Origin of the sequence: Deinococcus roseus, assembly GCF_014646895.1 — a bacterium.
GTDB classification, from domain to species: domain Bacteria; phylum Deinococcota; class Deinococci; order Deinococcales; family Deinococcaceae; genus Deinococcus_C; species Deinococcus_C roseus.
In genome coordinates this window covers 32,809-46,634 of record NZ_BMOD01000031.1, presented here as the reverse complement: position 1 = coordinate 46,634, position 13,826 = coordinate 32,809, and the positions used below count along the sequence as shown (strand labels likewise).

11 protein-coding genes are annotated in these 13,826 nt (G+C 55.7%); 5 read left to right on the top strand and 6 right to left on the bottom strand.

Annotated features, from left to right (window positions below; all coding sequences use genetic code 11):
* Positions 1–279: 279 nt before the first annotated feature.
* A complete protein-coding gene (locus IEY52_RS23225; RefSeq protein WP_189007799.1) occupies positions 280–741 on the bottom strand; it encodes a S24 family peptidase in 462 nt (153 codons plus the stop codon).
* Positions 742–767: 26 nt separating this feature from the next.
* Entirely contained in the window at positions 768–1,433 is a 666-nt protein-coding gene (locus tag IEY52_RS23220) for a helix-turn-helix domain-containing protein (protein ID WP_189007796.1), read from the bottom strand.
* 217 nt (positions 1,434–1,650) lie between these two features.
* On the opposite strand from IEY52_RS23220, the gene IEY52_RS23215 reads away from it, so the two are divergent.
* A complete protein-coding gene (locus IEY52_RS23215; protein ID WP_189007793.1) occupies positions 1,651–2,061 on the top strand; it encodes a phage holin family protein in 411 nt (136 codons plus the stop codon).
* 50 nt (positions 2,062–2,111) lie between these two features.
* Here the strand turns inward: IEY52_RS23215 and IEY52_RS23210 are convergent, their stop codons facing one another.
* On the bottom strand, positions 2,112–2,312 hold the full coding sequence (locus IEY52_RS23210; RefSeq protein WP_189007791.1) for a hypothetical protein: 201 nt from the start codon (positions 2,310–2,312) through the stop codon (positions 2,112–2,114).
* Positions 2,313–2,783: 471 nt separating this feature from the next.
* Between IEY52_RS23210 and fusA the strand changes: the two genes are divergently transcribed.
* Together fusA and IEY52_RS23200 are read left to right on the top strand one after the other, a co-directional pair.
* Positions 2,784–4,802: an elongation factor G gene (gene fusA, locus IEY52_RS23205; protein WP_189007787.1), complete on the top strand. Its 2,019-nt coding sequence runs from the start codon at positions 2,784–2,786 to the stop codon at positions 4,800–4,802.
* A 156-nt stretch (positions 4,803–4,958) separates the two neighbouring features.
* Positions 4,959–5,663, top strand: a complete 705-nt coding sequence (locus tag IEY52_RS23200; protein ID WP_189007784.1) for a hypothetical protein — start codon at positions 4,959–4,961, stop codon at positions 5,661–5,663.
* Positions 5,664–5,777: 114 nt separating this feature from the next.
* Here IEY52_RS23200 and IEY52_RS23195 read toward each other — a convergent pair whose 3' ends face one another.
* The 3 genes from IEY52_RS23195 to IEY52_RS23185 all read right to left on the bottom strand — a co-directional run bounded on the left by IEY52_RS23195 (position 5,778) and on the right by IEY52_RS23185 (position 10,954).
* Positions 5,778–6,962 (bottom strand): branched-chain amino acid ABC transporter substrate-binding protein, encoded by a 1,185-nt coding sequence (locus IEY52_RS23195; protein WP_189007781.1) that lies wholly within the window; start codon positions 6,960–6,962, stop codon positions 5,778–5,780.
* Between the two features lie 297 nt (positions 6,963–7,259).
* Positions 7,260–9,815: an ATP-dependent chaperone ClpB gene (gene clpB / locus IEY52_RS23190; protein WP_189007778.1), complete on the bottom strand. Its 2,556-nt coding sequence runs from the start codon at positions 9,813–9,815 to the stop codon at positions 7,260–7,262.
* 197 nt (positions 9,816–10,012) lie between these two features.
* Positions 10,013–10,954 (bottom strand): DsbA family protein, encoded by a 942-nt coding sequence (locus tag IEY52_RS23185; protein ID WP_189007775.1) that lies wholly within the window; start codon positions 10,952–10,954, stop codon positions 10,013–10,015.
* A gap of 98 nt (positions 10,955–11,052) precedes the next feature.
* Between IEY52_RS23185 and IEY52_RS23180 the strand changes: the two genes are divergently transcribed.
* A complete protein-coding gene (locus IEY52_RS23180) occupies positions 11,053–12,366 on the top strand; it encodes an SWIM zinc finger family protein (RefSeq protein WP_189007772.1) in 1,314 nt (437 codons plus the stop codon).
* Positions 12,363–13,826 (top strand): DUF5691 domain-containing protein, encoded by a 1,464-nt coding sequence (locus IEY52_RS23175; RefSeq protein WP_189007769.1) that lies wholly within the window; start codon positions 12,363–12,365, stop codon positions 13,824–13,826. Before IEY52_RS23180 ends, IEY52_RS23175 begins: the two co-directional genes overlap by 4 nt.

Below are 13,826 nucleotides of genomic sequence, written 5' to 3'. Positions count from 1 at the left end.
GCCTTCTGCACAGGACATAGGGCAGAGAATCCAGCGACCAGTGCGAACCCGGCCGTTCGGGGAGCACGTTTTAGGGTCAAGACAGCTTGCGGATTCGCGTTTTGCCCAAGACGCATGCTTCGACCAGTGCAAGCGCTGCTTGCTGGCCCCACATGAAAATCCCCACCCGAGGGGAGGAACAGGTGGGGCCAGAGAAGAAAGCTCTTGATCTGTCAGAAAAGTGTAACGGATCAGCGGAGGCCTGACCATACGAAGTTTCCCTGACCATCCAGCAGAGTTTCAACGGATGAACACCACAGTTCCAGAAGGCAGCAGTTTTCCGATCACCCGACCAATGGGTCTGGCCCCATCCAGCGGAATAAAAGGACGGTGGGCCGGGTTCAGGCTGATCAGGCAGTCTCCCAGTTCTGCGGTGTGCCCCAGTTTTTTGATGCAGGGTCCCAGCCCTGGAATTTCCCACAAATAGATGTGCCCCTGACGTGCATTGAGGTCGTTGGTGTCTGCCACCAGGGTGTCTCCGTCCAGAATGGAGAAGTCCGTGCCGTTGTCCATGCTGTTGCCTTGCACCGTGAAGTAGAAATACTGGGGCCTGTAATAATCTTCCAGCACCTGGGTCAGCCCGTGTTTCTCCAGCGGGCTTTCGTCCAGGGGTTCACTGGCAAGTGCAAAAGCATAGAGAGGGACAGTGATTTTGCGCTGAGCAGAATGCTGGGGCAGGCTGTTTTTGCTGAATCTGTACACGGGGCCTCCTGGGGATCTGAATGCAATCAGGCCCGCTCAATGCGGCTGAGCAGGTAACGACGCCCGACAAGCAGGGCGTCCGGGGCGGGAATGAAACGACCATCGCTGCAAAGAAAAAGGCCGATGTTGCCGTGTGCAGATGAAGTTTCCTGATAGTCACACATCCGGGGGATGTCCTGGTGCACGATCAAATAGGCATGGCCCGTTTCAAGTTCAAGGTCTGCGGTGTCGATGTGATGCAACTTCCCACCGGTGATGGGGTGGTGGCCTTCAAAGAACACATAAAGCCCCGGACGCACGTCCCTTTTCCAGACCGGAGCAGGATAATCTGCAAAAGGTTTCATCTGGTCCAGCGGTTTGCTGGCTTCCTGCAGGGGATACAGCGGAAAGGTGTGGACTGGAGCAGGGGAGAGCTGCCCTTCGGGGGTCTGGATGCCCAGGTTCAGGCGGGTGGCCTGCTGCAGGTCGTACAGGGACCAGTCCAGAGCTTTTGAGAGGGCCAGCAGCCGTCCCACCGAGAGGTCTTTCAGGTCGATCACTCCGGTTTCCAGGGCAGAAACCGTGCGCTGAACCAGCAGGTCAGAACAGCGCCGGGCCACCTCTTCCTGGGAAAGGCCCAGTCTGGTGCGGCGCAAACGCAGGGCTTCGGCCCAGCGGGGGATGTCTCTGGAAGTGCGGGTTCGGGTGGACATGCAGACCTCTTGTTTTCACACTGCTTGATCACACTGCTTAGCAATACAATGCTAGGACTTTTGGCGGATGGATGCCATCAGGGAAACGCCTGATCTTGTTATTTAGCATTATAATGCTAAACTGGATGATGTAAATAGCGAAATACAGCGTAGTGATTCCGTAAAGACAGAATTTCAGCTTCCGGTGTCGTCCTGGAGAGCTGAAGAAAGGAGTTTGATGCTGCACCTCGAAACGTTCACCCAGTGGGTTCTGGGACCTGGTCATCCCACCCTGCCTGCCCTGCTCATCCTGATGCTGCTGGATGTGCTGACCCGCACCATTGTGCAATCCATTCGTCCAAGGGTCAGAAAAGAGCACTTTTTAAGAACCCTTTTGAAAAAAATCCTGCTGTGGCTGATGGTAATTGCAGCCCATCAGGTCGATCTGGTGCTTTCACAGCAGCAAACCCTCAGAAATGCTGTGGCCTATGTGTTGCTGGGCAACGAACTGTTTTCCATTGTGGAACAGATGGCAAAAGCCGGGGTGCCCATTCCAGAGCCCTTAAGACGTGCCATTCAGGCCCTCAGGGGAACAGAGACCGAGAAACCAGAAAAACCCGAGCAGGCACAAGAAAAAACCCGGGCCTGATCGCTCAGAACTCGGGGTTTTTTACGTTTTGCCCTGCGGGAAGATGGAATTCAGCATTGCAGGGTGGTTTGCTGTTGGGTGGGACGACGCAAAGAAGGAGAGAGGGATTGCAGGTGAGCGAAAACAGCATCAGGATCGAGGTGGGCGAGAGAGGCGATGGCTGCACGGCGCTGGGCCTCTTCATCCGTTTCAGAGCGTAATTCTTCGCGCTGATCCGCCAGGACTTCTAGGGTGATCGTATCGATTTTCATACTGTCCTCCTTTGCAGGCTGCGGACCATTGGACGAGGTGCCTTGGGATGGTGTTGGAGAAGTGGCCTCACCCTCAGATCTGAGTTACTTTTATTCTAAGGGAAAATCCTGACAGTTTTATTGCAGTTGTTAAAACAAGTTTTAATTCTCTGGGAGGGCGATTTTGGTTCACCAAATCTTTATACTTCAGCGTGGCTTCAGCTTTTATTGTGTGACACAACAAAAAAAAATGAAAAAGATGAATGAACGCAGTCCAGCTTTAGGGGACCCCTTGACTTTCCCTTGAGCCGCCATGAAGGATGGTCTTTTGTCCTGTAAGAAAGTTGTATGATGCTACATACACAGTCATTACCATTGTTGGCACTCCAACCATTAGCCCAGCATTCCTGAGACGCCAGTGCGGCAGATTCTTAAGGATTCTTGAACCTGCCAGAGCAGGACAGAGGGCGACTCATTTCCCGAGGAGGCGTTATGCGCTTTAATGTTTCGGTGGTGGGGCACAGCGGGGTCGGCAAGACCAGTCTGGTAGAAGCCATGCTTTACCGGGCAGGTCAAATCAAACGTCTGGGAGCGGTGATGCAGAAAAACACCCACTCAGACCACACGGCACTGGAACAGGAGCACCAGATGAGCATTTTCACATCGGTGCTCCCTTTCAATTGGCATGAAAGCCAGGTGACTTTGCTGGACACGCCTGGATTTGCAGACTTTGTGGGCGAAATCCGGGGAGCCTTGCGCAGTGCAGACAACACCCTGGTGGTGGTCAGTGCAGTTTCAGGCGTGGAGGTGGGTACCGAAAGGGTCTGGAAGACCGCCGACGAATTTGGAATGCCGCGCATCATCGCCGTCAACAAAATGGACCGGGATCGCGCGGATTTTTTTGAGGTGCTCTCTGGCCTGGAAGCCTCAATTTCTGGTCCGGTGGTGGCCACCCACCTGCCCATTGGCAAAGAAAAAGACTTCTCCGGGGTCATTGACCTGCTTTCCCGCAAGGCCTACATCGGAGAGCAGGTCGTGGACATCCCCGCTGGATACGAGGACCAGGTGCAGGAGTACCGGGCCAAACTCGTTGAACGCATCGTGGAAACCGATGAAGAACTGATCGAGCGTTACCTGGCAGATGAGGAAGTGACCTTGCAGGAACTCAACAAGGCCCTGCTGACCGCGTTTAAAACTGGGCAGATTGACCCGGTGGTTCCGGTTTCAGCCACCACCCTGATCGGGGTGGACGCCCTGCTGGATTTGCTGGTCACCATCGAGCGGGAAGCTGCAGAGCGGCCTGCATTTGTGGCTGTGGATGGGCAAACCCGCCCTCCCACTCCAGATGCCCCCTTCAGTGCCCGCGTGTTCCGCTCTTCCACCGATCCCTTCCTGGGGAAAGTGGCCTACGTGCGGGTGTGGTCAGGCACCTTGAAGCCCGGACAGCCCATTTACAACGCTTCCAGAGGGACCACCTCCACCCCGGCCCACCTGTACACCCTGAATGGCAAGGACCTGCAGGAGGTGCCCGAACTCACGGCAGGCATGATTGGAGCCCTCACCAAGATCAGCGATGTGAAAACCGGAGAAACCCTCTGCGATCCGCACCACCTGATCGATTACGGCCCCTTGCACCTGCCTGATCCGGTGGTGTCCATGGCCCTGCACCCCAAAACCCGCCAGGATGAGGACAAACTGACCACCCAGATGGGCCGCCTGCTGGACGATGATCCCACCCTGACCTTCGCCCGCAACAGCGAAACCGGAGAATGGGTGCTTTCTGGACTGGGAGACATGCACCTGAACCTGGCCATTGAAGAACTGGCTTTGCTGGGTGTGCAGGTCACCACCAGCAAACCGAAAATTCCTTACCGCGAAACCATCAAAACCACAGCAAAATCCCAGGGCAAATACAAGAAGCAAACCGGAGGGCACGGCCAGTACGGAGACTGCTGGCTCAGGCTGGAACCCAGCGGAGAAAACTTTGAATTCGCCTCGGAGGTGGTGGGTGGGGTGGTGCCCAGCAAATACATCCCCAGCATCCACAAAGGGGTGGAAGAAAGCCTGAGCAAAGGAGCACTGGCAGGATACCCCGTGCAGAACATCAAAGTGGTGGTCTACGACGGGTCTTACCACGAGGTGGACTCTTCAGACATTGCCTTCAAGATGGCAGCAGGACTGGCCTTCAGGGAAGCCATGTCCAAAGCCCAGCCCATCCTGATGGAACCCATCCTGCAACTGAACGTCTACATCCCCGGAACCAGCATGGGCGATGTGCTGGCCGACCTGCAAGGCAAACGGGCACAGATCCTGGGCATGGACACCGACGGCAACCTCACCGTGGTGCGTGCACTGGTGCCCCAGTCAGAACTGCAGGAATACAGCGCCCAGTTGCGCTCCATCACCGGAGGACGCGGAGCCTACTCCCTGAAATTCAGCAATTACGCAGAGGTACCCCAGCACCTGCAGGGCAGAATCATCCAGGCCAGGCAATCCGAACAGCACGCCTGAATCACGAAAGCCTGCCTGATGTGAAGCATTTGCAGGCAGGCTTTTTCACGCTGGGGTCTTTGCACCTTCACCTGGCAGCTTAACAATGTTAAAAAGGCCGCTTAAGATCTCTGAGCTTGTGTGCTCCCTATGCTGAAAGCATCAAAGGAGATGCCCATGCTGAAAAAAATTCTTGGGACCGGACTTTTGTTGCTCAGTGTGGCCCAGGCCAGATGCGACAGCCCTTACTTCCCGGTGCGCCCCGACTGGACCTGGACCTACCAGAACACCGGAACCCAGATCCAGACCTACCAGCAGACCTACCCGGAAATCGGAACAGAAGGCTTCACCCTGCTGATGTCTTTCAACGATGGCAAAAAGCTGCTTTCCCACTGGACCTGCGGTGAAGTCGGGTACATGTCGCTGGACAGCCAGCAAATGACTGGACCCGGCATGGATCGCTTCAGGGTCAGCAAGGTGACCTCCAAAGGCACCCGCCTTCCCCTGGGCACCTGGAATGTGGGCACCCGATGGACCTACGAGTACAGCTTTGAAGGGGAAACCGAAGGCATGACCATGACCTTTTCCATCAAAGGGGAAGAAGAAGTGGTCGGACAGGAAAGCGTCACGGTTCCAGCAGGCACTTTTACCGCCTGGAAGCTGAAATCCACCATCACTTCGGTGTTCTCCAGCCCCATGCTGGAAGACCTCAAATCCCAGTTGCAGGGCGGCAACGCCACCCCAGAAGGCATGACCCTTCCCGTGCTGGACTTCCTGAAACCCGTGGTCACCCATGCCACAAGCTGGGTGGTGGAAGACCTGGGCACAGTGAAATCGGTGACCGAGAAAGAGCAAACGGTTTTGCTGGATGTGAAGAAGTAGCTCTGAGCCGAGAGCCCAGAGCAGAGAGCAAATCAAGAAAGTTTTTGCCTGAGCATTTTGCTCTTTACAGTTTGCTTTTGCTCTGGCACTGTACGCCCTCGGCCCTCGGCATTCTTACTGCTCCGCCCCCACCTTGCGGATCATGCTGGGTTCCAGGTTGCTGCCCACTTTCATGATGAACAGGGTGGTGCCTGAGCGGTCGCCTTTCTTGTTGAAACGCACATCTCCGGTGGCGAGGTCCTGGGCACTGAGGCTGCGGATGCCTTCCATGATGGCGCTGCGGCTGGGGATTTTGCCCAGGTCGGTGTCTTTCATGACGGCGGCCCTGGCGATGCCTTTGATCATCACCTTGGCAGAGTCGTAAGCCAGAATGGCCCAGCCTGTGGCTTCCTTGCGGTAGGTTTTCTTGAAGGTTTTCAGGAAGTCATCTGCGTAGGCGTACCCCTCGGTGGGTCCCACCACGGTGCTGAAGTAGGTGCCCACAGCAGCTTTGCCTGCCAGTCTGGTGAAGGTGGGGGTGTCCAGTCCGGCCCCGCCCACAAAGGGCGCATCGATGTCGGCGTTGCGCAGGGCTTTGATGAATTCGGCCCCCAGTTCGGCTTTGCCTCCGTAGAAGATCACATCGGGTTTGTAGTTCTTGATTTTGATCAGGGCGGGAGCAAAGTAAGTCTGGTCGGGGATGCCGTCGTAACTGACCACTTCGACTTTGCTCTGGTTCAGGGTGCTGCGCACGGCACTGGCCAGGTCTTCACCAGAGCTGGTTTTGTCGTTGAGGATGTAGACTTTTCTGGCCACCAGGGATTTCTGCATGAAATCGGCCACGATGGCCCCCTGGGTGGATTCCCTGGGGATCAGGCGGTTGAAGTTCAGGAAGTTGCGCTCGGTGAGCATGTTGGAGGTGGCCGTGGAGGAGATCACCGGAATTTTGTCTCTGGACAGCTGTTCCACCAGTTCTGCGGTGATTTCCGAGTTGGAGGCGCTGATCACGCCCACCAGCCGTGAATCTGCATTGAGCTGTTTGACCACTTTGCCCACATTTCCGAGGTCGTCCTGATCGTCGATGGTGATGGTGTCCAGCTGCCAGCCGAAGTTCACGCTGATGTATTCTCTGGCTTCTTCCAGGGCCAGTTCGGTGGCCATGCGGATCTGTTCGGCAACCGGGTCGTTTTTGCTGTAGGGGCCAACGATGGCCAGGTGAATGGTTTTGCCGCCATTGCCGCCATCGTCCATTTGTGAAGGTGCATCAGTGGACTGTGCCGCTCCAAGTGCGAGCAGCATGCTGATTACAAGTTTTTTCATGGGATTTCTCCTACCTGTTGAGGTATAGACAGGTGATTCTAACAAGAAACACATCAAAAGCCAATATGCAGTGTCTTTGTGAGCATGTCACCTCATCTGGCAATAAAAAATAAGGTTCAGTGAAAAATACCTCAAAAAACTCTGTTCTCTGGGTTTTTAAATTCCTTCAAAACTGCTTTTCAACTGTTAAGTGTTACGGGTGTGTAAGCAAAGCAAAAAGCCCGGAATTTTAAGGTTCCAGGCTTTGAGTGAATTTGCCTGATTCAAGAATCTTGCTGCAGGTCTTCTGTGCAGGGATCAGTTCACAAACTGGGGATTGAACAGCAGTTTGCCCTCACGGAAGTCAATGACCACCTGGGAGTTGTCTGGCACTTTGCCAGAGAGGATTTCACGGGCCAGTGGGGTTTCAATTTCCTTTGAGATGGCCCTTTTCAGGGGTCTGGCTCCAAATTGTGGATCGTAACCCACGCGGGCCAGATGGTCCTTGGCCGCGTCCGTCAGGGTCAGGGTGACGCGGCGCTCTGCCAGACGGTTGCGCAAGCCAGAAAGCTGGATGTCCACAATGCGGCGCAGGTCTTCGGGATTCAGGGCATCGAACACGATGATGTCATCGATGCGGTTGAGGAATTCGGGCCGGAAAGAGCGCTGCAGCTCACTGATCACCTGGTGTTTGGTGGCTTCGCTGATGCCGCCATGCTGGGCAGCTTCCAGAATGAAGTGCGAACCCACGTTGCTGGTCATGATGATCACGGTGTTCTTGAAGTCTACGGTGCGGCCCTGACCGTCCGTTAAGCGGCCATCATCAAGCACCTGAAGCAAGGTGTTGAATACATCGTGGTGGGCTTTCTCAATTTCGTCCAGCAGGATCACGCTGTAGGGTCTGCGGCGCACGGCCTCGGTGAGTTGCCCCCCTTCCTCGTAGCCCACGTATCCAGGAGGGGCACCGATCAATCTGGACACGCTGTGTTTCTCCATGTACTCGGACATGTCCAGGCGCACCATGGCGTCTTCGGTGTCAAAGAGGAAGGAAGCCAGGGCCTTGGCAAGCTCGGTTTTCCCGACCCCTGTGGGGCCAAGGAACACAAAGCTGCCCAGAGGACGTTTGGGATCGTTCAGGCCTGCACGGGCACGGCGCACAGCGTCTGCAACGCTTTGGATGGCCTCATGCTGTCCGATCACCCGTTTGTGCAGTTCGTCTTCCAGGTTCAGCAGTTTTTCGCGTTCACCCTGCAGCAGTTTTTCCAGAGGAATGCCGGTCCAGCGGGAGACAATCGAGGCGATGTCCTCGTCTGTGACCTGCTGGTGGGCAAATTCTGCACCTTTGAGTTTCTTCTCCAGGTCCAGCACTTCTTTTTCCAGCACGGGCAGTTTGCCGTACTTCAATTCTGCAGCCTTGTTGAGGTCGTAGTTGCGTTCTGCCTGCTCAATTTCGGTGCGGATTCGGTCCAGCAGTTCGCGTTTCTGCTTGATCTCAGCAAGTTCCTGGCGTTCAGATTCCCAGCGGGTCTTCAAATGGGACAGGTCCTCGGTGATGTCTTTCAGCAGGTGCTCAAGGTCCAGAAGGCGGTTCTGGGATTCCTCGTCTTTTTCTTTCCTGAGGGCTTCCCGTTCGATTTCAAGTTGCAGTTTGCGGCGTTCCAGCGCGTCAATCTGCTCAGGGCTGGATTCCAGGGCCATGCGCAGGCGGGCAGCGGATTCATCAATCAGGTCAATGGCCTTGTCTGGCAACTGGCGGTCTGAGATGTAACGGTGGGAGAGGGTGGCAGCAGCAACCAGCGCAGGGTCGGTGATTTCCACGTTGTGGTGAAGCTGGTAGCGCTCCTTGATTCCGCGCAGGATCGAAATGGTGTCCTCGACAGAGGGTTCTTCCACATAAACGGGCTGGAAACGGCGCTCCAGAGCCGCATCTTTCTCGATTTCCCGGTACTCTTTGAGGGTGGTGGCCCCGATCAGGTGCAGTTCGCCACGGGCCAGGGCGGGTTTCAGCATGTTGCCTGCATCCACTGCCCCTTCGGCTTTGCCTGCGCCCACAATGGTGTGGATCTCATCGATGAAGAGGATCACCTCTCCAGCGCTGTCGATGACCTCCTGGATCACGCCTTTCAGGCGCTCCTCGAATTCACCGCGGTATTTGGCCCCGGCCAGCAGGCTTCCCATTTGCAGGGTCACGATGCGTTTGTTGCGCAGGCCCTCGGGAACGTCCCCTTTGACGATGCGCTGTGCCAGACCTTCTGCAATCGCAGTTTTACCAACACCAGGCTCACCGATCAGAACAGGGTTGTTTTTGGTGCGGCGCAGCAGAATCTGCATGCTGCGCCTGATTTCCTCATCGCGGCCAATCACCGGGTCCAGTTTGCCTTCTCTGGCCCGCTCGGTCAAATCCAGACCGTATTTTTCCAGGGCATCAAAGTTCTGTTCTGCGGTTTTGGTGCTCACAGTTTTGCCTCCTCGGGCCTGCTTCAGGGCTGCCCTCAGGTCCTTGAAAGAGGGCAAAGCGCGGCCCCTGTACTCGCTGGTGGCCGCCACCAGAAAAGCATCTGCAGCAATGAAACTGTCCTGCAGCTCACTGGCGATTTCTTCTGCTTTGTTGAAGATGTTGGGAACGCTGGAATCCAGGTACATGCCTGCACCACTGCTCACCCTGGGGAGTTTGGTGAGGTCTCCGCGCAGGATGTTCAGGGCGGCACTGGCATTGCCTCCGGCCAGTTCCACAACTTTGTGGGTGTTGGGATCAGAAAGCAGCGCAATCAGCAGGTGGAGGGGCGCAATTTGCTGGTTCTGGTTCTGGGTGGCCAGCTGCTGGGCCTCCTGAAACGCCTGCAAAGCGCTTTCGGTGAAACGCTCGGGGTTCATAGGTCCTCCTGTTTCAAGGGTAAAGAACCTGCTGCCTGAAGGCAGTCAGATTTTTCACGGGTGGGGGTTGGCACAACGCTCAACTTCATTAATACAATAATATAAATTGAGTGTAGCATTGTCAAGTTTATTGAGTTTTAAAGTCCCATATGCAGAAAAAAGCCCGAGGGGTGCTCGGGCTGTTGGAAGGGAAGACCTTACTGTGACAGTTGAATCAGGGTGAGCATTTCTTTCCAGTCGGTGTAACTGCTGACTTTAAAGCCATTGACATATACAGATGGGGTCCCGGTCAATCTGGCATTCTCTCCGGTTTTCAGGCCCAGATTGACTTTGTCTTTGAACTGGTGGCTGGAGAGACAGGTGTCAAACTTTTTGGTGTCCATCTTCAGGTTGGTGGCCATCTGGGAGAAATCTTTCATGGCCCCCAGCACATCTTTCTGGGTCCAGTCCCAGTTCTGGAAGGCTGCATCGGTGAACTCCCAGAATTTGCCCTGGGCCTGGGCACACTCGGAAGCCTCGGCTGAAATGAAGGCGTTCTTGTGGTAGCTCAGGGGGAAGGGGTGGTGCTCGATTTTGAAGCCCAGAAGGGAAGCCTGCTTTTTCCAGCTGGCCAGCACGGTGGTCGCCAGTTGTTTGCAGTAAGGGCACTGGTAATCGCTGAGGATGCGAATGGCCACCTTTGCTTTGGAATCTCCGTAGGTGGGCACGTCTTTTGGAAAGGTGGATTCGGGGAACTGGTACCGTTCGACAGAGAGCCCCAGCAGGCCATTTTGCTGCACCAGGCTGATGTTGTACTGGCTTTCCTGGTCCAGCACCGAGAGGCCATTGGCAAGTTGTTTCTGGTTCTGTTTCCAGAAATCCAGCACCGACTGGTCAAACCCCTCTCCGTACCCTGTGAGGTAAGCCACCATCTGGGATGCGGTTTCCAGGGTGGTGGCGTTGCTGGTGAATTCGGCTTTTAAAACCAGACCTGCTTTGGTGGTGAGTTTGAGGGTGTTGAAACCCTTTTTGTAACTGCCATCTGCCGCTTTCTGGTACCCCTTGAAATATGTGGAATTGAGGATGAATTCCTGGGGGTTCATGAGTTGTGCATGGGCCACAGAGAGGCTGGCAAGTGCGAGGATAAGGATTTTACGCATGTCTGTTTTATTATGGGGCTTGAACAGCACAGTGAGGGTGAGCCGTCCATCTTGCCAACAGGATGGATTTTGTATATAACATAACAAGAGAGGTTATTGTGCAATTAACAGAAGCTCAGGTGCTCGGTCTTGCTCCAGATGCCGCCTCCCAGAAAGCCGGACAGGGCCTCAGCGGACCCAAAAAATGGGTGACCCTGGGGGCCAACACTCAGGCGCTGTGGGGAGAATGCCAGGGCAGTGGCAGCAAACCCTACCAGACCCGTGTGGATTTCAGCGATTTAAACACCAAATGTTCCTGTCCCAGCCGAAAATTTCCCTGCAAGCATGCCATCGGCCTGATGCTGATGTACGCAGCAACCCCCGCCGTGCTGAAGGACACAGTGCCTCCAGGGTGGGTGACCGAATGGCTGGAAGGCCGTCAGGCCAAACAAAGTGCCAGAAAAGAAAAAGAAGACAAACCCGTTGATGCTGCCCAGCAGGCCAAAAGGCAGCAGGCCCGTGAAAACAAGGTGGAAGGAGGCATCCAGGAACTCAAAGTCTGGCTCTCGGATTTGCTGCACGCGGGACTGGCCCAGGTGAACCCCCAGACCCTGCGCGACAGAGAGAACATGGAACGCCGCCTCATCGATGCCCAGGCCCCCGGTCTGGCCCGCATGGTGCGGGGCCTCAATTTCAGTGCCCATGGTCAGGATTTTCCCGGTTCCCTGATGCGCCAGCTGGGAGACCTCTTTTTGCTGCTGCAAGCCTTTGACCGCCTGGACACCCTTCCCGAACTCTTGCAACAGGATGTGAAAACCGCCATCGGGTTCACCCAGGACCAGAAAGCCCTGCTGCTGCAGGACGGGATCAAAGACGACTGGCTGGTGATCGGACAGAAAACCGAATCCGATGAACGCCTGTGGACCCGCCAGACGTATTTTTACGGCCTCAGCAGCCAGAAATACGCCATGGTGCTGGATTACGCCCACGGTCAGCCCAGCTTCAATGGCATTTACGCTGTGGGAAGTGTGCTGTATGCAGAACTGGTCTACTTTGTCAGCGGTTTTCCATTGAGGGCACTGGTCAAGACCTCCAGTGTGATGCTCACCGAGGCCGAACCGGAAGCGCATCCCAACCTTCAGTCCATGCTGGACGGTTATGCTGCTGCAGTTGCTCAGAACCCCTGGATGGTGGCTTTTCCAGCTTTGATTTCCGGGATCACGGTCAGCAAACCAGACCGTGGACCCCTGTTTCAGGACAGTCAGGGCCAGGTGCTTCCCACCTCTGTGTACGACCAGGATTTCTGGACGTTGCTGGCCCTCTCTGGTGGCAAACCCATTCAGCTTTTCGGGCAATACAACGGAGGGGTTTTTGTGCCCTTCAGCGCATTTGTAGAAGGACAGGCCATTGCCCTGAAAGGAGGCCACCAGTGACAGCCACCTCTGCCTGGGAAACCCTCAAAAAGCAGGTGCTTCTGGGAACCGCCAGGCAGCCAGAAGCCGCAAACCTCCCAGAAGGACTGCCTGTACCGCAGGGCACCCCCGAAGAACAGGCCCTTTTTTCACTGGCAGCCCTGGGCCTGTACCTGAGGGTGTCCAGAGAACCCCAGGCTGCGCCCGCTCACACGGCTGAAAAAGCCGCTCTGGAAAAGCTGCCAGAATGCAGCCCTGCTGCCACTTCTGTCTTGCAAGCCGTGCAGGCCACCTCTTCCTTGCTCCTGCCCGAAATCCTGAATTTGCTGCAACAGAGGCGCTGGCGGGTGCCGCATGCCCTGCTGCCCTCTTTGCTGGAAACCGCCACTGCAGAAACAGAACTGAGGGTGCCTCTGAATGCTGTGATGGGGGAACGGGGCAACTGGCTGGCCCGCCAGAATCCCCGCTGGAAGTGGGCGGTTCAGGCCCAGGGCACCGAACAGGACTGGGAAAACGGCACCCCCCAGGAGCGCCGCCAGCACCTTGAGAAGCTGCGCCAGCTGGACCCCCGACAGGCCAGAACCCTGCTGGAAACCGGATGGAAGCAGGAAAAAGCAGCAGACCGGGAAAGCTTTTTGCAGACCTTTCATTCAGGGCTTTCCGGTGCAGATGAAGCCTTTTTAGAAGCAGCACTGGCAGACCGTGCAAAAGGGGTCCGGGAAGAGGCAGGCACCTTGCTGGCCCGTTTGCCAGAATCTGCCTACCAGAAACGCATGCAGCAACGGGCCAGCACATTGATCGTCAAACAACCTGTTCAACTCAGTGTGATGAAAAAACTGCAAGGCCAGCCCGACTTCAAACTGGAGGTGCAACTCCCAGACACCCTCCCGGAAGACTGGAAGCAAGACGGCATCCAGGAGAAAAGCCAGATTTATGGCCTGGGAGACAAAGGCTACTGGCTGGTGCAGGTGGTGCAGAAAGTCGATCCTGATTTCTGGACGGCACTCGCTGGACTGGAAGCAAAAGCCTTCTGGCAGATGGTGGCCCAGAACAAGGACTGGGGCAAACACCTGATGTCTGCCCTGACGGAAGCGGCCAAAAACACCCGCAATCTGCAGTGGCTGGATGTCATCCAGAACTACCACAATGCTTTGTGGCTGGAATTTTACCCTGCAGACCAGCACGAGCAAAAAATCAAAAACTGGCTGACCCAGGACCGCCTGCCCGATGTGACGGTGCTGCGCATTCTGCCCCGCTGGAGTGCTGATCTTTCCCTGCATGTGCTGCATGTGTTTTCCAGAAAACTCAAGGCCCTCAAACCCAACGATTACAACAAACAGTACGAACTGGAGCGCTTCCTGCACCAGATGGCCCTGTACCTGCACCCGAAGACCCTGCAGGAAAACCTGATCGCACACCCCAATTACGCACAGGTGGAACACCTGATTGACCTGCGAATCCGCATGCACAAGGAGATCTGA